The 25511-nt window shown below is 58.5% G+C and carries 21 protein-coding genes; 13 read left to right on the top strand and 8 right to left on the bottom strand.

What is annotated here, in order from left to right:
* Positions 1–276: 276 nt before the first annotated feature.
* A complete protein-coding gene (locus FJ490_RS24720) occupies positions 277–906 on the bottom strand; it encodes a HipA domain-containing protein (protein WP_210239470.1) in 630 nt (209 codons plus the stop codon).
* Positions 907–1857: 951 nt separating this feature from the next.
* Here FJ490_RS24720 and repA point away from each other — a divergent pair.
* The 5 genes from repA to FJ490_RS24745 all read left to right on the top strand — a co-directional run bounded on the left by repA (position 1858) and on the right by FJ490_RS24745 (position 6782).
* Positions 1858–3060 (top strand): plasmid partitioning protein RepA, encoded by a 1203-nt coding sequence (gene repA, locus FJ490_RS24725; RefSeq protein ID WP_140499712.1) that lies wholly within the window; start codon positions 1858–1860, stop codon positions 3058–3060.
* 77 nt (positions 3061–3137) lie between these two features.
* Positions 3138–4103: a plasmid partitioning protein RepB gene (gene repB, locus FJ490_RS24730; RefSeq protein ID WP_140499711.1), complete on the top strand. Its 966-nt coding sequence runs from the start codon at positions 3138–3140 to the stop codon at positions 4101–4103.
* Positions 4104–4258: 155 nt separating this feature from the next.
* Positions 4259–5464: a plasmid replication protein RepC gene (repC, locus tag FJ490_RS24735; protein WP_140523080.1), complete on the top strand. Its 1206-nt coding sequence runs from the start codon at positions 4259–4261 to the stop codon at positions 5462–5464.
* A gap of 467 nt (positions 5465–5931) precedes the next feature.
* Positions 5932–6267, top strand: a complete 336-nt coding sequence (locus FJ490_RS24740) for an MbcA/ParS/Xre antitoxin family protein (protein WP_181165405.1) — start codon at positions 5932–5934, stop codon at positions 6265–6267.
* On the top strand, positions 6264–6782 hold the full coding sequence (locus tag FJ490_RS24745; RefSeq protein ID WP_140729066.1) for an RES family NAD+ phosphorylase: 519 nt from the start codon (positions 6264–6266) through the stop codon (positions 6780–6782). Before FJ490_RS24740 ends, FJ490_RS24745 begins: the two co-directional genes overlap by 4 nt.
* Before the next feature lie 44 nt (positions 6783–6826).
* Here FJ490_RS24745 and FJ490_RS24750 read toward each other — a convergent pair whose 3' ends face one another.
* Positions 6827–7954 carry a site-specific integrase gene (locus FJ490_RS24750; RefSeq protein ID WP_140523089.1) on the bottom strand — a complete coding sequence of 376 codons (1128 nt, stop codon included), beginning with the start codon at positions 7952–7954 and terminating at the stop codon, positions 6827–6829.
* 246 nt (positions 7955–8200) lie between these two features.
* Here FJ490_RS24750 and FJ490_RS24755 point away from each other — a divergent pair, with 246 nt between their 5' ends.
* The 5 genes from FJ490_RS24755 (at position 8201) to FJ490_RS24775 (ending at position 11949) form a co-directional block, all read left to right on the top strand.
* Positions 8201–8497: a hypothetical protein gene (locus FJ490_RS24755; protein WP_140523092.1), complete on the top strand. Its 297-nt coding sequence runs from the start codon at positions 8201–8203 to the stop codon at positions 8495–8497.
* Positions 8487–9080 carry a type II toxin-antitoxin system VapC family toxin gene (locus FJ490_RS24760; protein WP_140523095.1) on the top strand — a complete coding sequence of 198 codons (594 nt, stop codon included), beginning with the start codon at positions 8487–8489 and terminating at the stop codon, positions 9078–9080. The genes FJ490_RS24755 and FJ490_RS24760 overlap by 11 nt, the downstream gene beginning before the upstream one ends.
* A 246-nt stretch (positions 9081–9326) precedes the next feature.
* A complete protein-coding gene (locus FJ490_RS24765; RefSeq protein WP_140523097.1) occupies positions 9327–10346 on the top strand; it encodes a DUF1403 family protein in 1020 nt (339 codons plus the stop codon).
* Between the two features lie 5 nt (positions 10347–10351).
* Positions 10352–11056: an SMC-Scp complex subunit ScpB gene (locus FJ490_RS24770; RefSeq protein ID WP_181165401.1), complete on the top strand. Its 705-nt coding sequence runs from the start codon at positions 10352–10354 to the stop codon at positions 11054–11056.
* 116 nt (positions 11057–11172) lie between these two features.
* Positions 11173–11949, top strand: coding sequence for a hypothetical protein (locus FJ490_RS24775; RefSeq protein WP_140523100.1), 777 nt, complete (start codon positions 11173–11175; stop codon positions 11947–11949).
* Positions 11950–12320: 371 nt separating this feature from the next.
* On the opposite strand, the gene FJ490_RS24780 is transcribed toward FJ490_RS24775, so the two are convergent.
* The 4 genes from FJ490_RS24780 to FJ490_RS24795 form a co-directional block, all read right to left on the bottom strand.
* The gene (locus FJ490_RS24780) at positions 12321–13160 is read right to left on the bottom strand and encodes a hypothetical protein (protein ID WP_140523103.1); all 840 of its coding nucleotides are present in this window, start codon (positions 13158–13160) and stop codon (positions 12321–12323) included.
* A gap of 169 nt (positions 13161–13329) precedes the next feature.
* Positions 13330–17322, bottom strand: a complete 3993-nt coding sequence (locus FJ490_RS24785; protein WP_140523105.1) for a tetratricopeptide repeat protein — start codon at positions 17320–17322, stop codon at positions 13330–13332.
* Positions 17322–18008, bottom strand: coding sequence for an RES family NAD+ phosphorylase (locus FJ490_RS24790; protein WP_140523108.1), 687 nt, complete (start codon positions 18006–18008; stop codon positions 17322–17324). Before FJ490_RS24790 ends, FJ490_RS24785 begins: the two co-directional genes overlap by 1 nt.
* Positions 18001–18780 (bottom strand): hypothetical protein, encoded by a 780-nt coding sequence (locus FJ490_RS24795; protein WP_224656323.1) that lies wholly within the window; start codon positions 18778–18780, stop codon positions 18001–18003. The genes FJ490_RS24790 and FJ490_RS24795 overlap by 8 nt, the downstream gene beginning before the upstream one ends.
* A gap of 625 nt (positions 18781–19405) precedes the next feature.
* On the opposite strand from FJ490_RS24795, the gene FJ490_RS24800 reads away from it, so the two are divergent.
* The 3 genes from FJ490_RS24800 to FJ490_RS24810 are packed head-to-tail and all read left to right on the top strand — an operon-like array spanning position 19406 to position 23176.
* Complete coding sequence (locus FJ490_RS24800) at positions 19406–20959, top strand: adenylate/guanylate cyclase domain-containing protein (protein ID WP_224656322.1); 1554 nt, start codon at positions 19406–19408, stop codon at positions 20957–20959.
* Complete coding sequence (locus FJ490_RS24805) at positions 20956–22668, top strand: ThiF family adenylyltransferase (RefSeq protein WP_140523110.1); 1713 nt, start codon at positions 20956–20958, stop codon at positions 22666–22668. Before FJ490_RS24800 ends, FJ490_RS24805 begins: the two co-directional genes overlap by 4 nt.
* Positions 22643–23176 (top strand): Mov34/MPN/PAD-1 family protein, encoded by a 534-nt coding sequence (locus tag FJ490_RS24810; RefSeq protein ID WP_181165402.1) that lies wholly within the window; start codon positions 22643–22645, stop codon positions 23174–23176. The genes FJ490_RS24805 and FJ490_RS24810 overlap by 26 nt, the downstream gene beginning before the upstream one ends.
* On the opposite strand, the gene FJ490_RS24815 is transcribed toward FJ490_RS24810, so the two are convergent.
* Both FJ490_RS24815 and FJ490_RS24820 read right to left on the bottom strand, forming a co-directional pair.
* Positions 23157–24074 (bottom strand): TIR domain-containing protein, encoded by a 918-nt coding sequence (locus FJ490_RS24815; protein WP_140523116.1) that lies wholly within the window; start codon positions 24072–24074, stop codon positions 23157–23159. The genes FJ490_RS24810 and FJ490_RS24815 overlap by 20 nt on opposite strands.
* 170 nt (positions 24075–24244) lie before the next feature.
* Positions 24245–25150: a restriction endonuclease gene (locus FJ490_RS24820; protein WP_140523118.1), complete on the bottom strand. Its 906-nt coding sequence runs from the start codon at positions 25148–25150 to the stop codon at positions 24245–24247.
* Positions 25151–25511: the final 361 nt, after the last annotated feature.

Genomic DNA, 25511 nt, shown 5'->3' on the forward strand with positions numbered 1-25511 from the left:
GCATAGGAACCGGTGAACAGGCCGGCCTTCAAGAAGGCCAGAAGCTCGCCCTGCGGTGTCTCGACGAAGATCGGCAAGCTCCGCACGGTCCTTCAGTTTTTTGGACATTCAGCGCTTTCTGAGGACGTCGCGCTCCATCGCGCTGACGCAATGTGGGCGAGCCACTCCTCCGGCAAGAGCGACACGATGAACGGTGGCAAGTTGCCTGGGATCGTCTCGCGAATGAGCAGCGTGCCGCCTGTTCGGTGAGCAGGCTTCCACCGCCTCTCGAAACCGTCATGGATCAGCTGTCCAAGCGAGATCCCGTGCCAGGCAACGAGAAACTCCAATGCGGACTTGTTGCCGGCGATTTGCCGGCGTCGGCCCGCGCCGAAAGATAGCGTTCTGCCCCTGCCCTTCCCGACACCAGCTGTTCTCACGGGCGAGCGCCCAAACCGCGTCCGCGGCTGCTTGCGGCGATCCAAACTCACCGATGAGACGCACAGCAAGTTGTGCCCGCATCTGCCCGGGTATCGCACTCGCATGGTCGCCGCGCAGCCGGAACGCTTCCAAAAACCCCTGTCGTGGGGACGAAGCATCGGTGCGCAACTCCCCCATGTCATCTCCAACAACAACGCCCATCGTCGACGGGTGGGCTGGCGCCTCATTTTGAATAATCTCGAGGGTGCGTAGGCGGGTGCGCTGGTTGCGTCGCCCGCTGATAAAAAGCCGCCCGTCCGGCGTAGGTCCGAGCAGAATCGCACTTGCCGATGACAGATACGCCGTTGGATAGAGATAACGTGCGATCCGAACGGCATGGTTCAGGATCGTGGTCTCGATGTCATCGGCAGCATCGACATAGATACCGCGAACGAGCTGAACCAATTCGCCTGCTTGCGAGCGCAGATGGGCATCGTGCGACTTCACGAGGCCTTCAGAAACTTGGCTCCTCTGACGTACAGCTGTGGCATGGGCCGTTTCAATTGGTCGTGCGCGCATTCGAAAACGCCGAGGCATGTTTGCAAGGCGGGCGGCGGTGCCCGATCCGTGGTCCAGCCCTGACTTGGCTTCTCGTACCGATCCAGCGCAGTCTCGGCAGGCAGACGCAGAGTGCTCCACCGGCGGGGCAACCCCACCTCGCTATCCTCTGCCAATTCGAGAGCCATTCATATCGGCACGTCTAGAGTGCAGGCTGCTCAACGCAGCCGTTCAACTCCTTCTCTCAACGCAACACCGGTCGCGCCGCGATCGACGATTGCGGCCTCTTGAAGTTGCTTGTCACGGCGCCCTTGCGCCTGCGTCGCCATCCGGGTTTGCGGTCGGCAATGGCAGGCAGACTCGACCGGCATCGCTGAAGTCGCAAGGGCAGCCGCCCTGCCCTACCAGGATCGCTGCAATGTGAGCTGCCCAATGATCTCAGTGGCTCGATTTCCGACAGAGCCCTTTACGACATGTAAAACTGGATTCCCGTGGATCGATCGCAATCGGGCGCGCCAATGAGGATCAAAAATTGCAGCGCCCCTGTGCGGTTTGAGCAGCGCTTGGCGGATGGCGTCCGTCAGCGCTGGGCGGGTTGGAACCGCCCTGCCAGGCACCGGTCCGCTTGTGCCACCCTCGACCTTTGACTGGCGCGATCTTTACTGCGGTAAAAACTTGCCCTTGTCGCAGAGAAAACATGCATTTAGCCACGCAGCGGCAGAGTCCTGGGTTCAGACGACAAGCAGCCGCTATGATCTCGCTATTCGGCAGTAAGACGCCTGCTGGTGGCGTTAACCTTCTGTTAACCCAAAACTTCTTGCCGGGCTGTCCGAATCGGAGCTTAATGGCGCTTGTTGAATAGTTTCTTCGCAAAAAGCGCCAATTCAGGTTTCGACAAGAATGAATATCGCCATGCGGCTACCACGCTTCGAGTTCGATGACAAAATCCTCGAGCAGGGTGCTGAGATATCGCGACGCCTCAATCAGTTGCGCATGGAGAAATTTCCACCCAACGCGACCAAGACGCTGCGTTCATTTTCGATGGCAGAAGTCGCCCACTATCTCGGTGTGTCGCAAAACAATCTGAAGCGGCTACACCTTGAGCGCAAGGGTCCTTTGCCGGAACAGATGCCTTCCGGGCGCCGCTCCTACACGGCCGCGCAGATACTCGAACTTCGCCATTTTCTGGACCAGCATGGCAGGACCGAGGTCAAGAAGTATGTCCCGCACCGCAAACCCGGCGACAAGCTCCAGGTCGTTGCGGTCGTCAATTTCAAAGGGGGCAGCGGCAAGACAACGACTGCCGCCCACCTTGCCCAGCACTTGGCTCTGACAGGTCACCGGGTCCTCGCGATCGATCTCGACCCGCAAGCCTCGCTGTCTGCTCTGCATGGATTTCAACCGGAACTCGACCGCAACCTCTCGCTCTATGAGGCGATCCGTTACGATGACGAGCGCCGGCCGATCTCCGATGTGATCGTGCCGACGAATTTTCCTGGCCTGGATATCATTCCGGCCAATCTCGAGCTGCAAGAGTACGAGTATGACACGCCGCTCGCTATGCAGGACAAATCCTCCGCTGCCGGCCGGCAGTTCTTCGTCAGGATTGCAAACGCCTTGTCCGAGGTGGACGACCGCTATGACGTGGTCGTCGTCGACTGTCCTCCGCAACTTGGCTATCTGACTCTAACGGCCATGTCGGCGGCGACGTCCGTTCTGATCACCGTTCATCCCCAAATGCTCGACCTGATGTCGATGAGCCAGTTCCTTTTGATGCTCGGCGGCATCTTGAAGACCATCAAAGCCGCTGGCGCGGCGATCGAACTCGATTGGTTCCGCTATCTGATCACGCGGTACGAACCGACAGACATTCCGCAAGCCCAGATGGTCGGCTTCATGCAGTCCATGCTTGCTGGCCAGATCCTCGAAAATCCCATGCTCAAATCGACAGCGATCTCGGATGCGGGCCTGACGAAACAGACGCTCTATGAGGTGGAGAAGTCGTCTTTTACCCGCTCAACCTATGACCGGGCGATTGAATCGCTCGACGCGGTGAATTCGGAGATCACGACACTTATTCACCGCGCCTGGGGACGGACATGACGACGCGGTTTACGGCAGTAAATAGTGGCAATTTTTGCCGTGAATTCAGTCCATTAGCCGCGAATCGGAGCGATTGAATGGCACGCAAGGACATTTTCGGAAGTGTCATGGGTCCCGCATCGGCAGTCGCCGATGCCCAGGACGTCTCGAGCTACGCCGTTCGTGGTGCATCACGGTCGATCATACAGTCGTTCCAGGAGCTCTCGAAGGGCTCAGTCGTCGATCTCGATCCGGATTTGGTCGACACCTCATTCGTGTCGGACCGTATCGACGATGACGATGAAGCGTTTCAGGAGCTGCTGGTTGCAATTCGGGAACGTGGCCAGGATTCTCCTGTGCTGGTCAGGCCCCACCCTGACATTTCGGGACGTTTTCAAACTGTCTTTGGCCACAGGCGCGTCAGGGTTGCCCGGCAGCTGGAACGGCCTGTGCGCGCCGTCGTCAAGAAGATGGACGATAGGGACCATGTCATCGCCCAAGGCCAGGAGAACGCCGCCAGAGCTGATCTGTCCTTCATCGAACGGACGCTTTTTGCCGACCGCATCCTCAAGCGGGGCCATTCGCCTGATACGGTGAAGTCGGCCCTCGCGCTCGACGATACGACCTTCTCGAAGATGCGCTCCGTGACCAGCACCATTCCAGAACAGGTCATTTTGGCGGTAGGGGCTGCCAAAGGCGTTGGCCGAGACCGCTGGTGGCAGCTTGCCAAGCTTATGGAACATCCTGGTGCGGCGGCGAAGGCCATGGAGTGCGTGAGCCGCGCCGATTTCGCGCAGCAAGGCAGTGAGGCCCGTTTTGCCCGTCTGTTCGACCTTGTGAGCGCCTTAGAAAAGCGCCCACGCGCAGCAGCGAAGCCCAAGGAGCGGGCGTGGATGCCCCAGGACAAATCCGTTCAGGCCAAGATCACCGACACGGGAAAAGTGTTTACGCTTGCCTTTAAGTCCAAGGAAGCATTGCCCTTCGGTACATTCATTGCCGGCAAACTCGATGAGCTTTTCGAGGCATTTCGGGAGTCGGAAATGGCGAAGAAAACAGGAGACTAAGACCGCAAAAGAAAAAGGCCCCCGAACGTCACCGTCGCGGAAGCCCTTCTCACGTCTGTAGCAAGCTGAGAATCGCATTTCCCCGAATCACTGTCAAGAGTCGTGGCGCCGTTTCGGCGAGCAGATTTCTTTTGCCTGATTGAAAGGTGAGGGAAATGGAGAGTGGGTACGCGACGACGCCCTTTGGGCGGCGGCCGATGACGCTTGCGCTGGTGCAGGCGAATGCGGCATCACGGGAGATCCCGCAAGGATCTGCTGTCGAAAAATGGCAAGTCTACCGTTGGCTATGTGAAGGTAAGTCCATCATCGGCGTGGGTGACCGCGCCCTGGCAGTGCTGAACGGGCTGTTGTCCTTCTACCCGGATGACCAGGTCAGTGAAGAAAACGGCTTGATGGTTTTTCCGTCGAACGCACAGTTGTCGCTGCGCGCGCACGGCATGGCCGAGTCCACGCTTCGGAGGAATCTGGCCGAGCTGGTGAGTTGCGGGCTGATTGTCCGCCGCGACAGTCCGAACGGCAAAAGGTTTGCTCGCAAGGGGCATGGCGGGAATATTGCGGAGGCATTTGGGTTCTCGCTGGCGCCGCTGCTGACACGGGCAGCGGAATTCCAGCGAGCGGCGGAGCAGGTCCGGTCCGACGCTCTGGCGCTCAAGTTGATGCGCGAACGGATCACGCTCCATCGACGCGATATTCAAAAGCTTGTCGAGGCCGCGATCGAGGAGGGCGCCGCGGGCGATTGGGGGGCGGTCTGGAGACGGTTTAGGGCTATCGTGGAGGCAATACCGCGCAGGGCCGGCCTGTCCGATCTGGAGAGCATCGTTGCAGATCTCGCCGAGCTCCACGATGAAGTGGATAGGATGTTGGAAAGCTTTATGAATTCCACGAATCCTAGCGCCAATGAATCCCATAATGAGCGGCAGCAATCTGATTCAAACACAGACTCTACTTTTGTATTTGAACCAGCTTTCGAAAAAAGCAGGGCGGCGGCCGAGCCAGCATCTCCTCCGGCTGAGAAGCCGAAAGGCTACCCAATTGGACTGGTGCTGCGCGCTTGTCCCGAAATTGCGGACTATGCCGTTAACGGGATCGGAAACTGGCGCGATCTGATGATGACTGCCGCCCAGGTGCGGGGATACCTTGGCGTTTCGCCCTCAGCTTACGAGGAGGCCTGCCATGTGATGGGCCAGGAGGTTGCCGCGATCGTGATTGCGTGCATCCTGCAAAGGGCGCAGCACATCAATTCGGCCGGCGGCTACTTGCGTGTGCTGACCGACAAGGCGAGGGCGGGAGAGTTTTCGGTCGGACCGATGCTCATGGCAGCCCTGAAGGCCAATGGGGCAACAGCAAGAATGACCGGATGATGATGAGCACCACAATTTGTGCGGGCGCTCGACCAAACGACCGCTCTGCCTGTAGATGCTTAGCCGACTTTGTCGTGTGAGACCTTGCCCCCTGCATGTCATCGCACGACCGGGCAACATTCTGATCAACCCAGCTTATGCCGTTTTTTACTGGGCCGCGGCTGTTTGGCTCCTGATCAGGGCAGGGGAGGGGCGTTACAGTCCTGAAGCCACCGGGCTCAAAAATGCTCCAGCCGGCGGCAGAGGCGCGACGGGTGTTTGCCGAACTCGCTACCTCGACATGCTCGCGCGCACGGTCGGCTCGATCGGCGTCCGTACTCGGGCGGTGGCAGCAGCCCGGGCTTGAAAGCTGCCGAGAACTGCCATATCTTTTGCACAAGAAATATGCCTCTCAATATGGTAGGACGAATTCTGTGGCCCCTGCATTCAAGATCCTCGAGCAGAATGGACCTCTCATCTTGTCCTATATGGACCGGAACGGGAAGATTGCGATCGAGCAGGTCGCGGACGGTTTTGGCATGTCCAAGGGCCAGTTGGCCCAGACCGCCGGTCTTGCGCGCGAGACCCTTTATCGCTCAGAGCGCAGCGCTGCGGTAAAGACACAGGGGCGTCTGCGGGAAATGCTCGAGATCATCAGTCGCGTGACGGATTGGGCGGGTGGCAAGGAGCAGGCGATGGCTTGGTATCGGGCTCAGCCGCTTCCAGCATTTGGCGGACGCACCGCTGAGGCGCTGGTGAAGGATGGCAAGGCCGCAGCGGTCCGTGATTATCTCGATCATATGGCCGTCGGTGGTTTCGCTTGAGGTTCGTTGGAACCTGCTACCGGGCACACGATCCACGTTGGGCATTCAAGCCGACTTCCGGCGAAGGGGCGGCGATCAGAGGTGCGCGATTAAATCCCAAAGGCGTGCCGGCGCTCTATTTGGCGCTGACCATCATGACAGCGGTCAAGGAAGCCAACCAGGGGTTCGCGCACCGGATCGATCCTTGCGTGCTGTGTTCCTATGAGATCGACTGCGATGACATCGTGGATTTGACAACGGACGAGGCGAGGGGAGAATTTTCTATCGCGCTCGAGGACATGGCCTGCGCCTGGGCGACGGCGCTTAGCGACGGAGAGCGCCCGGCGTCCTGGTCCGTCTACGACAGGCTGCGGCCTCGGAATATTGCCGGCATTGTGGTCCCAAGTTTCGCGCCGAGCGCCGAGAAGGAGGATCGTAACCTGGTCCTTTGGGACTGGGGTCCGGGTCTGCCGCACAAGGTAGCCGTATTCGACCCAAGCGGCCGGTTGCCGAAGGACCAGCTGTCCTGGAGATAACGCACTTTTCCGCATCCGAAGGGCAGGGGAGGGGCGAGCCCGGCCTATAGTCCGCTCGCCTTTGTGAGGTTGACACGGAAGCGATCGCGTCGGCGCTGATAGCGGCGAGTCATTTCAGCCGAGGCATGGCCGAGCTGCTTTTGCACATAGCGCTCATCGACTTCGGCCGAGGAGGCGAGGCCAGCGCGTAGCGAATGTCCGGCAAAGAGCTTTGCTCGTTCACCTTCCGACAGATCGCCGCGCACGCCGGCCGCCAGCGCAGTGCGCTTGACCAGGCGCGCGACCTCCTGATCGTTGAGCCGATCGGCGCCGACCGCCTTGCCCTGCTTGGTGACGCGCCTGAAGAGGGGACCGTGCGCGATACGGGCGAGCTTGAGCCAGGTCTGCACCGCGACAACCGGGCAGGTGGCATCGGACGACCCGCGCCCGACTTCAACCTCCCGCCAGCCGGTCTTGCCGCGAAGCGAAACCAGCATGCCCTTGTCGAGGATATCGATCCAGCCGCGGCCGTCCTCAGTCTGGTCGCGGCCGACGTCCAAAGCCACGATCTCGGAGCGCCGCAGGCCGCCGGCGAAACCCAAGAGCAGCATGGCGCGGTCGCGCAGGCCGCGCAAGGTTCCGCGGTCGAGTGTTTCTAGCATAGCGGTCAGATCCTCGGGAAGGATCGCCTCCTTCTGCCGGGGCGGGGCGGCGTGCTTGTTGCGGATGCCGGCCATCACGGTGGCGATGTGCCGATCCTTGCGGTCCAGCGGCTGGCCGCGCTGCGTGTAGTTCCAGGTCAGGGATGACAGGCGGCGCTCGATCGTCGCTACCGCCTTTTTGTCCCTTCCAGTGCCCGAAGCCTGCGCGGTGATATAGAGGCCGACGGTCTGCGGGTCCGGCCGCGATGGATCAAAAGACTGGCGCCGGCACCAGGCGCAAAAATGCTTCCAGTCGGCTGCGTAGGCGCGACGGGTGTTCGCCGAACTTGCTGCCTCGACATAATCGCGCGCACGGTCGGCGAGCTTTTCGAGATGCGTAGGCAACGATGTCTGTCGCGGGTCAAGGACCGACGGGAGAGGGGAGGGGCCTTCATCCGACCGCCCCATCTCCATGACGACGTCGACAATGTCCGGCAGGTCATCGGCGTCGATTGCGTCGGTGGACACCATCAAATTACGGGCTTTGCCCATCCAGCCTCGTCCATTCTAATGTCGCAGCAATGCGATTCTTGCGAGCGAAGGTGCGGCCAAAGTCCGGAATTGTCCACCGCGAGCTGTGTGACGGAATAGCTGAGGGAATTGTGTCCGCTCCGGTCTTGGTATCGCATCAGCGGGAGCGCAACGGGCCTGTCCGATCCAGGGATGGCCTCTCAAGGGTGGTCTCTCCTTGTTTTCATGTTCAACATCCTATTCCGTTCAACAGATGGAGATCCCAAGATGACCATACGTGGCGCAGCGACAGCCGCAAGCGAGGAGCGGATCGCCCACACCCGCAACCGTCTGGTGCTTGAGCAGGCGAGGGCGGTCGGCCTGCTTGGCGCGGCCAAGAACACCCGCCTTTCCGGCAGGGTGTCGTCGGAATTGATCGAGGCGGCAGAGAAGCGCGCCCATGTGAGCTCAGACACCGAACTGCTTGAGCTCGCCTTGTCGCGGCTGGCGCTCGAGGATGATTTCGGCGCCCGGCTCGTCGGCCGCAAGGGCAGCATCTCCGCGGACATCGATCTTGGCATTTGATCTAGGCGGCGCACTGCGGTCCCTAAAACCTCAGCGGCGCAGCGCTGGGCTGGAACGGCGACCGGATTCCGCCCTGTCCTGGGCAGGTGACCAGTCGCCCGTCGGCGGCGTATTGCTCCTCGACACCAGCGTCTATCTGGATGTCCTGCAGGGACGCACGCCCGAAGCGGTCGATAACCTTCTGACCTATCGGCTCTGTCACCACTCGGCCGTCTGCCTTGCCGAGCTCAGCCATGTGTTCGGCCGGCTCGATCCGGCGCACCCGACGACAAAGTCGGTCCCGGGAGCCGTTGCAGATACGATTGAGGATATTCCGGCGCACCGGCTGCATGCACCCGACGCCAACGCTTGGGAACGCGCCGGCATGCTGGCCGGCCTGTTGTTCCGGCTGAACCATCTGCCGAAAGGGGAGGGGCATGAGCGCCGCTTCCTCAACGATGCGCTGATCTTTCACCAGGCCGGTATGCTTGGGGCGACGGTCCTGACCGGCAATGTTGGCGATTTCGATTACCTCAGCCAGCTTGTTCCGTCGGTGCGGGTGATCTTCTACCGGGCAGCGCCAGGTTTGCGCCCGCAGGCGTAAAAGCGTCAGTGGGATGCACCAGCGCTATCGTTAGCCGTTCCAGGAAAGACCGTCGCGCTGTGGGATGGTCCGGAGGGTCGCTGGGCGTGAATTTTGGGCTTCTGCTCGACGAAAACGGCCATTCGTCCTTGTAGCCCACTAACGAACGATAATGCAACATTATCATTCGTTTGATATGTGCGACAAGTGCGGCGGTTATGTGCAAATAGATTGCTAAAAGCGCCGCCGTGATTCATCGTGCTTGCGATGATTCTGCGACCCAAACCCTCTCTGTCTCGCCATGGCGTGCTCGGCGGCGCCCCTTCGATCGCACCGATGGCAACGGTGCCGGCTTGGTTGCGCCGGGCCATCCCCGATGCGCAAAGCGGTGCAGGAAAAGATATTGAGGACGTGGCGCTCGTTGCCGGCGCCGCCATCGGCGCACTCGATGCGGTGGTTCGGCGGCAGGAGCGGTGGGCCGGCGCCTGGCGGCAGCGGCTGGCAATTTCGGCGGCCGCGGCAACGGCAAAGCAGGCCGGCCGCGTCGAGGACGAAGCGGCCTTGCGCGATGCCGTATTGCTCACAAGACCGGGCGACAACGTCGGTCCCGCCGGCCTTTTCCTTCTTGCTTGGCGGCGGCTGGCATCTCGGCCAGCGCACGATCTGCTGACGGAGAAAAATGTCGAGGCGGTGCTGGAAGATCTAGGTCTCACGCTCAACGATGAGGCGGTCAGCGACCTGACGGACGATCTGCGACAGCTTGCCGCCAACACCGGCACGGTCGAAACGCTGGTCGGAGTCTTCGCGGTCGCGGAGCGTTACGGCTTCCGGCGCGTTCTCGGAGCCTGGCTTGCCGATGTCTTGCTCGCGCAGCGGCTAGGCTGGACACATGCAATCCCTTTGTTGGGCGCCGAAGTGACCTTAGTTGTGGGTACGGGCCGGGCGCGTCGACCAGTGACTGCCGCTCTGGCTGCCGGCGCCGAAACGGAAGCCGATTGGGCCAAAAGCCTGCTGGCCGCGCAGGCGCGCGCTGCGCTGCGCGCCATTGATCTTTTCGCCGAACTCGAGCGCCGCGCGGAACGGCTGCTTGCGGTTGCGCCGAAACTCAGGGCCAAGGCGGCGGACGTCGTCGTGGAAAAGCTGCTCTCTGACGACTCGATCGTCGCCTCGGAACAAATCGCCGGCATGAGCGATCGCGGCCTGCGCCGCCTGTTTGACCGGCTGGTCGAGCTCGGTGCCGTGCGTGAATTGTCCGGCCGCGCCACCTTCCGCATCTACGGGCTGTGAAGACAATGGCGGAGAGTGCACGTAGGCGAGGAGGGAGCCGGCTAGATGACCGTCGATCAGCTGACCAGCTGTTTGACCGGGAGCTGGATCACCTGCCGCCGGAAGCGCGCTGGCGCGAATGGATGAACCGCGTCGAGGCCACGATCTTTGCGGCCAGCGAGCCAGTCGACCGCGAAATGCTCGCCCGCATCGTCGGGAAAAGCTGCAGCATTGATCTTCTCATCGACGACATCCGCGAGGAGCTGCGCGGCCGCCCTTACGATCTGGTTTCGGTCGCCGGCGGCTGGAAACATTTGACCCGGCCTGCCTATGCAGACGCCATCCGCGCTGCTGTAGGTGGAAGTGGGAAGACGGCCGACCTTACGCAGTCGGAGGTTTTGGTGCTGATGTGCATCGGCTACTTCCAGCCGATTACCCGCGCCGAACTGTCGTCGTTCTTCGGCAAGGAGATCAGTCGCGATTTTATTGGTCATCTGCGCGGTGCCGGCCTGATCGCTTCCGGTCCGCGCAGCCCAACGCCGGGCGCGCCCTACACCTACGTGACGACAAAAGAATTCCTGCTGGAGTTCGGGCTCGACACGCTGCGCGACCTGCCGGATTTCGAAGCCCTCGAAGACGCGGGGCTGTTGTCGAAGGAGAAGCTGCTGGCGGGCGACATCATGCCGGAATTTTCAATCCAGCAAAACTCCAACGGCGAGATCGAAGATTAAATGCCCGCTAGCTATTAGCATCCACGCAGATGGTGGATGGTGCTCGCTCCAAGCGTGAGAAATCGTTGACGGGCGAAAGCGGTTAGGAGTTGGATAGCTGCGCAGGGGGAAGAGCCATGCCGCTCAATCTACGTATCGGGATACTTGTCGTCGGATCGCTCGATTGGGAGAGCAAAAGCTACGGCGGGCATTTTGTCGGAAAGCCGGATCAAGTTCGCATGAAGTGGCGGGAGACACGCCTAAAAGCAGACAAGCGGTCGATCCAATACGTTCGTGTCCCGATCCGGTATGGCCGGCGGTCCTCTAGTCGTGGCAACACCTATACGATGGTTTTCTCGCCTGAGCTTGGTCCACGACTTGGTATTGGCAAAATCTTCCGCTGTCGCAATCCTGCCAACGGCATCGACGATTTGGTGCAGGAGGCCAAAGAACTCTGGAGAGCGGAGCAGCCAAATGGCAACGACGTAATCTCCGCAGGCTGGGGATGTGTCGCGATCCTGACGTCGCCCGGCTTTCTCGACCACGAGGACGCTGCGGATCGAACGAAGCTGCTGGAAGATTGGGCTGCCTTTACGGAAAAGCAAAGCCGTTACGCTGATTTCGCATTTTCCGCCGCCGACCGCGCCGCCGCCGGGGATAGGCCTGTGATTGAAAATGGCCGCCTCAACATCCCTTGGCCGAACTTCAGAAACAACTGGCCGCTCTCGCTGGACGTGGTTCTGCTGACAGCGACCAAACCGAAAATTATGCTGAAGGGAGCATACTGCACCGCGCAAGAGATCGCCGACGCTTGGAAAAAGAACAAGAAGGAAGATTACTATTTTCGCAACAATTTGCTTGCCGGAATTCGAACGGCAGACGATGAGGAAATCAAAACGTATCTAGACGGCTGAAGTGTTGCCGTAGTGCCTTAGGGTCGCATCGCGTCATAGGTTTTGCCAAGGTGCCTTGCGCTGCTGGCTGGACCAACCCAAGCGCCCCATCGTGAGAGAAGGGAGACGCAGTCAGCAAGCATGATCGGAAGAGCTTGCTTGGTCCCGACATGAGGATCGCATCCTCGATGCCGGGTGCTCCTTTTCGAAGTGAGCCTAGTGCACCGTCGAGCCAATCAGGTCCCATGCCGCGGCCAAGGTGATAATTTCGCGATCCAGTGCTGAATAGATTTTGCTTGCACAACCTGATCGTAAGCGAGCTGCAAAGCCGCCAATCGCCTTCGGGGAGTTCGCTTTAGCTCTCAGCTTCCCCGATGTGACTAACGCCGCGGCTAGGCCACGTCGGACGGGGGGACACCCGCCATCAGATCTCTCAAAAGGGGAGCAAGGGTTGGGAGGGGACAACCAAAGATAATACGGCGGCTAGGAAGCCAGGCGCTTTGCAGAGCGACAACCCAGTAGCGAACCCTCTTTTCGCCCTCGATGCGAAACCCAAATATCGGCCCGCCGCTCATGCCAACGACACTGGAGATCTGCAAGCCGTCATCGATCTCTCCAACAAATCGCGGGTAGGTGGTCTGGCGCGTGCCAGGCGGGAGCGTCTCATGTCGCAACACGCGAAACATGGTAGGCGAGACTGCGCCGTTTCCCGAAGCGTCAATCGCGGGCGATGTGAATTCCTGAGGCAGACCCAGCATCGCGTAGCCATCAAAGCAAACTCGGTGCTGGTGAATCCACCGCTCCTCATCGAGTGCTACTGTTCCGTTCTTCGCCAGAAGGTTGGTATAGTAGGGACGCAGAGGAATGGCACCAAAATCGAGCCCCTGTTCATCGTCATCGACGATGTAGAATGGCTCGTTTCTCACATCGAACGGAATTGGATTGTCTGTGACACGGCCTTGAGCGAACGTGTCAGCCAGAACGACATCGATGACTTCGATCCTGTCATCGGCGAGTTTATCCTTGAGATCGGCCAGAACGTGTCCTGCGGTGACGAAGCAGGTGGAGCCTGCGATGTCGATCAGCGTGCCATTGTATGCCGCAAAAGAGAGCGCTTCCTGTTTGGAAGCGCTTACTAAACGATAGGTCACGCAGATCGCCACGAGATGACGGCCGAAAAACTGCAGGCCGTCGCTTTCGCCCCACTCCCGGGTATCGCTGGTCTGATCCATCTGCCGGCTTGAATCCTTCAAGCGTAGCAACCTGCACGATTGGACCTGGCTAGGCAACCTTTGCGGCACACGCGCATCTTGCCTGCAGCGACAGTGCCGCGCGCCAAGCAAGCCCAGCGGCGCGGTCGTCCGCCTCAGGGAATCGATATGGTGGATGTTCTCGTTGCAGCTAATAGGGCCGTGTGGGTCGCAAGGTATCGGTGGGAAGAAAATGCCCGCGGACCCAACGCACCAAATAGTCGACGAGAAACGGTAGATCTTGCACATGCCGTTGAATCGTACGCAGCAACGCAACGTAGTCCGATCGCCCTTTGATCAAGTGCTCGAGCAACAATCCGGTCGCAGCCTGCCGGAATGGGTAAGTAGAACCATCCGACCAGAGGTCACGAAGACACTGTAGCGCCGCCAGCACGTGGGATTTTGGCTCCGCGCCTCGCCCACCTATGACCTCGCACAAAGTCCGGTACAAATATCCCGGTGCCTGGCCTTCGGCGGCGTCGAGTCGAAATGCGCGAGCCAGAGCAATGCCCGAAACTCCAATGTATGTATGGCCGCTATCTACCAAGTCAGCTGACCAGCGAATGAACGTGTCGAAGTCAATATGGCCGTGTTCGGCCGCGACCCCGAACACTTGATGAAGCCATGCACTACGGCTCCATCCCATAATGTGCGCAAACTCCCTGATAGGCCGATCGTCGCTGATCAATAGATGCTTGTTCTGGATGGCCAAGGCTACGCTGTCGAAGAAGTCGCTCTTCCCACCCTGCAAGAATTCAATCAATTCCTTGGGCAGTTCGTCGGTCAGAAGCAACGGACAAACGTGGGCATTGGTTTCGACCCACGCTATCGCCTTGTCGATATCTTCGAGCCAGGTCTTGACGATCTCCGGAGCGACTTCCGTCGCAGCGATCCGTCCGTTGTCGTATTGAGCCGTCTTGAGGCCGTCTTTGAGAGAAAATTGAATTTGTTCACGACGGGCAAGCAACCGGTCAGATACGCTCTGAGGCAGATGAATTCGACCACACGTTGCCTCGATAGTCTCGAGAGCCCTCAACCGCCAGCCTGTCCAGAATGCCAAGAGATCCAGCGTGCATCCCTGGATCGCGTTCTCACGGACGGCGATTGCGGCGGTATCTCGTTCAGCCTCGTTGCCGATCGCGACTTTCAGCGGCACTCCCTGGGACGCCAGCCCAGCTGCGACCTCGATCGTGTCGACGCCGATGCGATGCGCGAGCATAGCAAGTGGCCACGGTCCGTTCGTGTAGGTTTCCTGCTCCTGCTTGACCCAGTCAAATCTTTGCTTCAACTCGGCGATCAGGTCATTGAGTCCGTCGGGTCGCTCAATATCGATTGACACCTTCCGAAACCCAAATATTTCGGGAAAGCGGCCCTCATGATGCTCCATCACGTAGTGAAGTCGGGCGACGTACTTGTGGCGAAGCGCTATAATCTGGCCCGGCCTGCCAGATGGATCCAGGAACCGATCACCGCTTGAAAGTCCTATGAGTGCTCGGACGAGCGGATGGTCAGGCTCCCAGGATTCATTGTCGAGTCGACGGAGATCGGGATCCGGCTCGACCACCAGAAAGAGCCGCTCGCCGTCGTCGTAGCTGAGGTCCACCGCAACGTCAGATGCAACGACTCTAGCATTCCACGATCGATCTTCGTTGTCGGTACGGCCTTCCTCGATGACGAGCGCCGAAAGCGTCATCCATGCCTGCGATCGATCGCGGTTCTCGAGAAAGAGGCGATACGCAAGAGCCGCCGCCCTATCGAGGTAGCCAAAGTGGCCAAGCAAGCTTGCAATTCGAAAGCGATCCTTAAGGCGTCGGTATCGAAGAAATTCCAGGGGGTGATCGAGTTCGGCGACGATCTCCGTCGATTGATTCTGACGGAGCAGGATTTCAATTCTCAGAAGGCGCGCGTCCGCATCCGAAGCATCGAGACTCAAAATCCTTTCGACGGACGCACGCGCCGTAGAGAGGTCGCCAACGTTCCACGCGTGAGTTGCGGTTGCCCAAAGTACGTCGGGTGTGTCGCGCACGATTGGTGCTGCACGCTGGAGCGCATTCCGAAAAGCCTCATCCCGACGGGCCGCGGCGAGGCACTGCAGATACATCGTAGTCAGGGGACCGGGACGGTTCAGGTCGACAGCGCTGTCCAAGAGTGCGGCAGCTTCCTCCGGCAAGTCGTTGTGGCGAAGCTGGTCGGCGACTTGATATCGCGTGACGACATCAACCGTGTCGGGCAAGCCCTCCACAATTTTTCGCAGGCGAGTCGTGATCTCATCATTACCAACGCCGGTTTTCTTGTCACAGCGGATAAGGAGCAACTCAGCCTCGACTTTATCCGTGCCCAGCTGTCGAAGGGCTTCCACCGCCTCCCGCACCCTTCTTTCGTCATCGAGAACAAGCGCGAGTTCGCCGATGAGATGCCATCGTGAGCTTGCCAAGGCAGGGCTCAGCTCGTCCGGATCAATAGCCAACACCCGACCCAATGCTCCCGAGGGGTCATCGAGTGCGACTAGGTCAGCGGCGAGAAACTGGTTCTCGGGATCACGATCGCCTTCCAGCGTCGCCAAGGCATCCTTCGGTCTGCTCTGGCCAATCAGAGATAACGCGAGAAGACGTCGCAGCTGAGGCTCGCCGTGAACGACGGCGGCTGCGCGCTTAAGCAGTGTCTCGCATTCCGCGGGCCGATCCCCCAGCCGCAGGAGGACGCCAGCGTTGTTCAGATAGGCAACAAGATCATGTCGATCGGCAAAGCCGATTTCCAGCATATGTTCCGCAACTGCCTTCATATCGTTGGCCGCGGTGTTGAGTTCATCGGGACTGATCGGGCTACGGGCTCCCGGAACGGTGGCGCCGGATGTCACGACTATAGAGAGCGTTGCAACGGCCCCAATTCGCTTGAATTCCGCGACCTCGGGATGCTTTCGTGCAAGCTGACGATTTCGCTCTGCCCAATCGGAGACGTTTCGACGGCTGTAAAATTCTGCCAGACCGAGATCCGCATGAGTGCTATCGACGAGATCCGGCGGGATGAGCGAATGTGGGTCGCCGGCGAAATCTGATCGCGCCGCTGCTTGGAGTAGATAACCTATCGCATGATCGGCACGCGGCGTACCGGCCAAAGCCTTTTGCGCAAGATCCATGGCCTCGGAATATCGTCCCTGAATCGTCCGGGCCAAGGCGAGATTGGCATTGGCATTCGGATCATCAGGGCGGATCGAATGCGCCGTTTCGAACCGCCGTGCCGCGTCCGGCTCCCGGCCCAGATCGAGAGCCGCCGCGCCCAGGTTGGTTTCAATCCGAAAGCGGGCCCACGGCTTCTTGTCCAGGACCTCCTTCTCTAGCAGCCCAAGAAGTGCCTTCTCCGCAATAAGCGGCTGATCCTCTCCCAATAGATCGCGAAATGTATCGATGCGGGCATGCAACGCCGGATCCTCGCTGGAGAGACTGCTATTCGATGAGCTATCTGTCGGTAAGGAAACAAATCCCATTTGCCGAAGCTGTTCGCCGACTTGCAAGGCAATCTGTCCCGCCAAGTCGCCTGGAGCGCGGTCTCCCGGTAATGGCTGCTGTGGGGCAGACGTGGATACCGAAGCCGGGAAGAAAAAGGCGTACGCCCGCTCATGGAGGGCGATCAGGACCTGGAGCGCTCCCCAACCATAGAGTGAAACCGTCAGGTCGTGGCCCTCTTCCCGCAGGGCTTTCTCAACGGCAACCGCTGCATCGGTCGCATGGGTATCGTCTTCCGCGGTTGTGGCAAAAATGATCTCCTTCAGTGCTGCCTCGAGTTGCAGCGCCGCCCGGCAATCGGAGAGGATTTTCGCCTGCTTGAGCGGCTTTGTGACCCTTCGGCATTGGACGCCGACATAGTGGTTGGGATCGCCATTGCGACGTCCGATTACATCGATTCCGCGCTGATCCTGCCCGCCGCGGCCGTACTCAACGGTGTTCGGGTCGTTCAGCTCATCGCGAAACAAGATCACACACCCGCGCTGCAGCGCCTGCCAATCCTTAGGTTTTGGGATTTCGTGGGCAAGTCGCGTTGATAGCGGCACACTCTGGTCAGATGGTTGCCGGAAGACGCGGCTGGGGAGGTCAACAAGTACCTCGTTGCTGTTTCCCGATTTGCCCTGGTCGCCCGTTTCAGCCATCAGAAGCTGACGCCTACGATCTTTACGCCGATCCGGTCGGCGAGTTCGAGCAACTCGGAATAGATGTCAGAGTTGCCGGTCAAATCGAGCGACGCGCCGGACTGCACCAACATGTTTGCCGGAATTCGGTCGCCAAACAGCATCACCGCGAGAGCCCGGTCGTCCTGCCGAGAAATCCAGCAAAGTCCCTGGATATCTGGGCATTGTGCGTGAATGGCTTCAGCCCAGGGGCGTGTTGCAGGATATCGGTCCTTCTCAGTGTCAATAATCTGGCTGCGCTTGATGCCGAGTTTCCGCAACGCGGTGACGCTCAAATCAGCTAGGACCAAATCCCTCCGTGGCACCACCTGCGAATAGACTTGATCGGCTAGTTTCACCTTGTCGTAAGTCTTCAGGCCTGCGGTGAATGGCACATCGTGGAAGACGGTTTCCATGGCCGCACAGTCGAAGGTCGTACCGCCATAGAGAGTTGGGACACTTGCCCCATTTGCACGCTTTATCGGGCTGAATCGGGCGTTGCCTTTAAAGCCTGGATTGAATTCCGCGCCGGCATAGAGATTCAAATGTATGCGATGGATAGTTTGGTCCGCTGGCCATATCGCTCGCGTTATGTTGTCGTGCAAATCGTTCGATGGGACGGGAACTGGTGTTGTCAGGGGTCCCCGTCCAATCTTTGATTTAGCCATGGAGTGCGCCTACCAACTCATCCTCGGCCGCCGCAAGAACGCGCTCGGGTTGCGCAGCGAGCACATCTTGCGGACGCTTGCCTCCGAGGAAGCTATTAACGGATGCAAACCAATAGGCGAGCCCCCAGTCATCCTTCTTCCCGTGTAAGACGCTCAGAATTTTAGCGAGCGTTTTCATCGGCCGATATCCGGTGGCGGAATCCAGAGCGTAGCCAGGGAAATAGTCTATACCCCGATGCCGAACGGCAAAGATCTGACCCTCTTTCTTCCACTTGTTTGGCTGTGCACTTGGGTTGCTTGTGCTGAACCCAGCCATCTTAGCGATTTGGGGAGCGGTTAGCCAATCGCCGCTTTCCAGCACGGCCTTTCTTGCCTCGGCCGCCATCCGCGCCTCGACAAGCATATGCTGTGGGGGCGGAACCTGAGGGACCAGGGCCTCAATTATCGAGTTGATTGCCTCACGCTGGCGACGCATCAGGATGGTTCGAACCAACGGCGCAATGCTGACGACCGTGTCGGCTAGCGCCCGAACTGCGGGTTCGCTCCCATGCTCGAACGTTAGTGCGATGACCTGCTCCGCTGTCAGCCGATCAAGTTGGTCGCCAACCTGCTTAGGCGTTCCGGTGAGTGCGCCAAATCCCGATAGTTCGATGGTGTCATTAGAAAGTGCCATGATATCCAACTCCGTTGGTTTGGTGAGGGTGATTACATATATAGCATGATAACCGATCTCATCAAGAGTGTCGACTTGAACTCTGGGCTGCCGCTTCATCCGGGCGGTCGGCCTTTCGGGTGATCGGGTGCGCCGCCAAAATTTATCCTGGGCTCACTGCCTTCCGATTCGTCTCGTTATGGCCGCACGTGATATGTTCGTGGTATGTTCGGCACGCATCAGGTAGAGTGTCGGGCAGCGACCTACGGTATCAAGCTAGAATGGTGCGCACGGAAAAAGCCCGATTACGACCGAGCGATTGCGCGGTTTGCGTGTTCGGACGCCGAAGCCGACACCTGGCTGGAGGGTTTTGCCGACGACACCTACCAAGCCAAAGAGCTGCGGTCGACGCGGACGCGGCCGATCACACCATCGAAGAACCCGGCGAGCAGTACTTCAACGCTGCCAAGGATGAAGGCCGTCGTGAAGCTTCGTCGGGGAGGCGGCCGCAAAATATCGGAATTTCGCCCCCGGAAAATCCGACAGGCTGCCGCTGAACGACGTCCCGCAGTGTTTCGTCGTCATAAACTGATTGTACTGCCACAACACCACACGGTCGCCTCCCACTGCACGGCACAAGCCACAAGCGCGCTGTTCCTAGGTAAATTCCAGCAAATTTAGATGGAACTTATCGTGAACATACACTAACACTGCTTAAGTCGTCGGAATTTTTTTGAGGGAAATCATGGCTCGGACTTGGAATCGTGATCGTGCTGCGAAACGCATTCAAACTAGGCTGAGTGAAGTCCGCCTCGAGGACATTGAGATCCGTAAATACGTTCGCGACATAAACCTCGACAACCTTCCGCGCACGGTAGCTTATCGCGTGGATGGCGTGCATTTGTATGCCGATATCGTCAATCTCGATGATATGTTGAACGTAACGACCGTGGAGGGTGAAACCTGCCACAAACGGACCTTGCGTTTTCTTAACCTCCATTATCGCGCGGTGCATCGAATTCTGCAGGAAGTCGACGCGCTTTTCGTTGATTTTCACAATCAGCGCTTACATTCAGTGGTCACCAAGCCGTACGACACTGAAGACGGGCGTATCCATCGCGCCGTGGCAATTGGTCAGTTGATCATTGATGTCCTGAAGCGAACAGGTGAGGACGCCGACCACCCTGCGGCGAAGGTTCGAGTGGGTATCGACAGTGGGAAGGCCGTTGCCGTCAGCAATGGCCGTCGCGGCCACCGCGAACCACTTTTTTTGGGTGAACCCGCCAACCATGCAGCCAAGCGGGCTGGGGGAGGGAAAGCTACCGGGATTTATCTGACGAACCTCGCGCGCAAAGTGATTGGATTGAAGGACGTCGACAATCCAGACGTCAATCCGCTTTCGGCGTCGGAAATCGAAACATCGCAAAAATCAGCCAATCTGAGCGTGACAGCAGATCAGATCGTCTCTGAGTGGAAGACTGACTTGACCAACAACCCAATTGGTTCTTTCAGCTTCAGCGGTCACACGCCGCCGTACAGCACTCTCGATATTGAAACGCTGTCGGTCCGGAATTCGCGCCGGCAAGATGCCGCGACAGTTTACGGCGACATCGACAACTTCACCAACTACGTCAGCGCAAACATTGGCGACGACAGTGGTGCAAAGCACGTCGTGCGCGCTCTTCATGTCATTCGCAGCGAGCTCGATGCCGTTCTTCACAAAGACTTTTCAGGCCGGAAGGTTCGTTTCATCGGCGATTGTGTGCATGGCCTTCTAGTCGAGGGCACTGCTCAGACTACCGATAGCGAGACGACGATCAGCAATATGGTGCTCTGCGCCGGTGGGATGCGAAGCAGTTTCGACCTGGCAATCGAGAAACTGCAAGATGACGGCACTGATGCGACAGACCTTGGGCTTGCTGTTGGGTTCGAATTCGGACCGATGACAGTCACGAGACTCGGGGTAAAAGGCGCGCTTGTCCGGTGTTCTGTAAGCCGGGGAGTCATACAGGCGGAACGGGAGCAGCATCGTTGCGGAGAACATGAAACCGCTATCGGGCAGAATGCTTATGACAAAGGCAATGATGCAGTTCGCGGTATTTTTGGTTCGAGGCGGAAGCGCGCCAATTTGGACTACGATGTAGCCGTTACCGAGTTGTCGTCCAAGGGCGACAAGGTCGCCAAAGCAGCGGCGGCCTTTGCAACCGCCGGCTTACTGAAACCAGCGTCGGCTCCCGCAAGTCCCTACAGTTTTCAGAATCGCCCGACCGGACCAGCCAAGAAAGACGGCTTTTCTTGATCTGGTATTTTCAGAACGCGGATCGATCGCGGCACGAGCGGCTCGCCATCGAAGCGCTCGTTGGGGAAGTCCAATGGTTACGCCCGCTCGATTGGCGAATCGATGAACATCTTCGTTTGGTTTGGGACGCCGACATCTTGATCGGAGAACGCATATTTCCGATTTATCTTCGATATCCCAACCATTTTCCTCATTCACCGCCGCTCGTGATGCAACGAGGCGATACGTCTAGATGGTCCAGCCACCAGTGGGGAGCTGGCGGTGAGTTATGTCTTGAAATTGGCGCCGACAACTGGAACTCGGATTTTACAGGCGCAGATATGGTTCGAAGTGCCTATAGTCTGCTTGAAATGGAGGTGGAGCGAATACCAAGCTCCGAAATTCCATCTCGGCATCAGACGACCCTCGGCCAGGACCTTCGTTGGACGGTGAGCCGGCTTGCAGCGACGACATCTTTGCTGGAATTTGCCGCCACTCAAGACGTGCCCCTGGAAGGGAAGGTCGACTGCATAGTACACGACGAAGCCGTCATATATTACGCTTCACTTTTTGCTCGGAATGGTGCCGAAGTCTGGCGTGACGCGTCAATCCCAAAGCCCCTCCGAGCGGAATCCTTCAACATCGACGGGGTTCTAATTCCATGGCCGTCGGCAACGAGCCTTCCAACCATTGCGACAGTTAAAGACTTTCGCGCTGACTTGGCTGCCCAATGGTTCCCGCTGGATGATAATAGAAGGGTTGTCCTGCTTATGCAGGGCAAAGCGCTTCACGCCTTTCGGATGTATGGAGACTCCGTTTCCAAGGTGACCATCGTCGGTCCCGAGCTAGTCGTGGATCGACTGGGCGAGGACCATCGCTCTCTCTTGGAAAGGAAGGTGGCTATCGTAGGCTGCGGATCACTCGGTAGCAAGGTTGCAGCGAGCCTTGCCAGATCTGGCGTTGGGAATTTTCTTCTAGTCGATGATGACGTTCTTATGCCCGGTAACTTCGTGCGGCATGATCTCGATTGGCGGGATATCGTGACACACAAAGCAGACGGCGTTGCACGTCGCGTCCAGTTAGTGAATCCGATGGCCCAAACTGACATTCGTCGACAGCGGCTTGGCGGACAGGAGTCGAGCGGTAGTCTCGAAGGGCTCATCGAAGTCATCTCGCAGTGCGACCTTATTGTTGACGCGACATCTAGCGCAGAGGCGTTCAACTATCTGTGCGCCGCCGCCGAAAGTGGTGCGAAGCCAATGATATGGGCGGAAATTCACGGCGGGGGTATCGGCGGCCTGATCGCTCGTCATCGGCCAGGCATTGAGCCCGGCCCAGCACTGATGCGGCGAGTGATCGAAAATTGGTGCGCCGAGAAGGGACTCGTGGTTGAGCGCCCCGAAAGGTCATATGAGGATCGAAATGTAGGCATTCCTTGGGTCGCAGATGATGCAGATGTGTCTGTTATCGCAGCTCACGCCTCGCGATTCGCGATCGACCTGTTGATCCCTCGCTCGCCATCCATTTTTCCACACTCAGTATATTTCATCGGGCTTGCGGAAGGATGGCTGTACAGTGAGCCGTTCCATACGGAACCTGTTGACGTCGGACTGGCCTCTCAGGTTATTGCGGAGCAGAACATTCTCGACGAAGCCGACGTAGCTGCCGAACGGGCACGTATTATCCAAATACTTGGGAGATCATTTGGTCAAACTCCTCCTGCCGGATGATATAGCGTCGCGGCTCAATATCGCGCTGGCGAAAGCTAGACGCCAGGAGATCGGTGGTCTTATCGTCGGCGAGCACGTGACGGACGAAACGTTTCGGATTGTCGATATTTCAATCCAGACGAGCCATGGCACTCCCACACATTTCGAACGCGATCCTGTATTGCACGCGGAATTCCTGCGAGAATTTTTCGAGCGAACAGGCAGAGATTTTGAGCGGTACAATTATCTGGGTGAATGGCACTCGCATCCGAGCTTCGACCCGATCCCAAGTGCCGACGATGTCAGGACGATGCGATCGATTGTAAGCGACCCGAAAGTAGGCGTGAATTTCGCTGTCCTGTTGATTGTCCGTCGTACCGGCTCCACGAGGCTCGCCCTATCGGCGACCGCATTTTCCCAATTACTTCCTCCTGAGTCGGTGACCGTCGTCGGTGATGTTGGCACCGCAGCAAGGAAGAGGAGCCTCATGGAAGCCAGTCTGGATTGGCTCAGGAATTTGGTGTCTTAACGCCGAGTTGCCGCACGATTTTTCGGATTTGCGTGCAAACCGGTCCAAGGCGTGACGCCAGCGTGCTGGGATCGCCCGTTGCGAAAGACGCTGGCGTCAGACCATGGAGGTCCGACGGAAGGTTTATCCCCGTTTGGCGCGGATATACTAGGATACTGCGACGCCGACCAAGGCGTCCCATGAACATGCCAAGCTCAAAGAGCACGTTGTCTCGGATGGCAGAATTGCGAGCGCCTCGGCTGGTTTCGACGATGTCCTCGAATAGTGCGACCGCTACACCGAAATCGCTTTCGGCCACGGCTAGTTCCAGAGATTCAAGCGGATAGCCGCCCGCCCAGAAGACGCCGTTCGGCCACACGGTTGCAAGTACGTCATGCTGGAGACCGGTCTGGATTTCATTCGCAACGTCGAGCCCCTCCACAGACGACATTATAAACATCCTCGGCTTCTCGTTGGGGGTCGTCATGAGTCGATTGCGATCGAATAGCCGCCGCGACAACTCTTGGGCTACGGATTTCCAGATCAAACCCGGAAACTTGTCAGCCAAAGCCGAGAATTCTGCCCCCGACATCTTTATCGCTACGACCGTATCTTCAGCGAACACTGAGGCGGACCGCCGCTGGGAAGGCTCTATCGCGGCCATCTCGCCGACGTGCGCACCGGCCTTTAGAGTTCGCACCTCTTGACCTTTGACCACTACAGAGACGCCGCCGGCGACAAGAAAGAACACGTCGTTGTCCTCACCGCCTTCGGCAATGAGCGTATCCGCGGCCTTGTATTCTACGAGCTCGCCAGCCGTCGCGATTGCCTCAGCGACCGCTGCGTCACCACTGTCAAACTGCCGCTTCAGACTAGCGATAAGCGCCGAACTGTTGCCGCCTTCAAACCGCTCTTTCATATTCCCTCCCGGCAATGCATTTGTCTGAATCCTATGTATGTATTTGCTGGGCCTACAGGAAATGTTCGCGAGGGTACGAGGCTATGGAGTGGCCGGAGACGGCCAAATTATGAGCCGCGTGGTCCTAGGTTGCCAAAACTAGTGCCGACTGCTGAAGATTCTACGAGAATCTAGACGAAGCGCCGTTCCGGTAGATTGCCGATCTTCACTCGATGGTCCAACGCTCCCGTTGAGACGAGGTAGCCCATAATGCCGTCCTTTGATTTGATGAATGCCAACGTAGACTGCCCACTCGGGAACGTAATTTGTCCGGACGCGATCTCCAGCGCTGCGCTTTCTCCGGCGTAGTAATGGAACGTAATTGGGCGCTCCGTAACCTCAATCTCCAGTGCGTAAGTGCATGTGATATCCTTCACTTGGAAGCGCTGGCCCAGAGCGTCGATGACGTACAGTCCGTCCATCGGAGCAACGATTTGACTGTTGAGGGTCTGGCGGGTCGGATTGCGGGCCTCCGGGGGCAATTTGTCCATGATGAGGGATTGAATACCCTCGCCGGGGTAGGGCAAGCCGTCAGACGTATAGACTGCGGATGGATTCGTGACCTTTCGCCCGTTTTCCACCACGCCAACGCAGGCCCCGATCGCGGTGAAGTTGTAGAATTGGCCGACGATGGTGACGGTGCCAATCCATTCAAAGGATTCCGCCTCGGCCAAGTCCATGCATGTCAGGTTCAGTGCCTTTGCCTTGGTGCGGGCGGTGCGTGTAAAGCCGTTCGCAGCAACAACGATTCCGCGATGGATTCCAGTCTTTTCACACTTCTTAGCGAAGGCCTCAATCTGAGGAACTCCCACCTTTCGCCCTTGGTCCCTGCATTCAATGGCCGTCAGGTTGGGCCCGTGATGAGTACGACGGATAATCACCACGTCATGTTCGCGAAGCCGCCCGGTGTCCTTGTCGGGTAACCGTAAGGAGGAATCCACCGTCACGCCGTCATGGTGCGCGAACATACGCTCCAGGGTGGCAACGAAATTATGGAATCGCTGACCAGGTCGTTCATGAGAGGCGGTTTCTTTCACGGCGCAAATAGTACCACCATGGTGTCAGCGTTGCATCCCGTCTAAGACTTTGGGCTGGAGTTTATCCGCGACGATTGGCGAAGAACGTGTTTCTGGCCCATGGGGTCAGTCGGAGGAACGAGTGTCTGTCGGCGACGGTGCGACGCACCGAAGCTTGGCCGAGAATGAAGTCAACACGGGTTGAGGCTGACCGAGCGCCGTCGCCTTCAGGGTTGCGGGGATCCTTGCTGCGACTTTGGCTTGTTCGGCGAGCGTTGCGGGCGCCTCATGGGCTTCTCAGTAATAACTATGATTGAAGAGGTCGAGACCCCAGAGGAACATGTCTGAGTCAAGCGACGGCCCTGATCCCACGTCAGGGAGC

The sequence above is a fragment of the Mesorhizobium sp. B2-5-11 genome (genome assembly GCF_006440835.1).
Classification (GTDB): domain Bacteria; phylum Pseudomonadota; class Alphaproteobacteria; order Rhizobiales; family Rhizobiaceae; genus Mesorhizobium.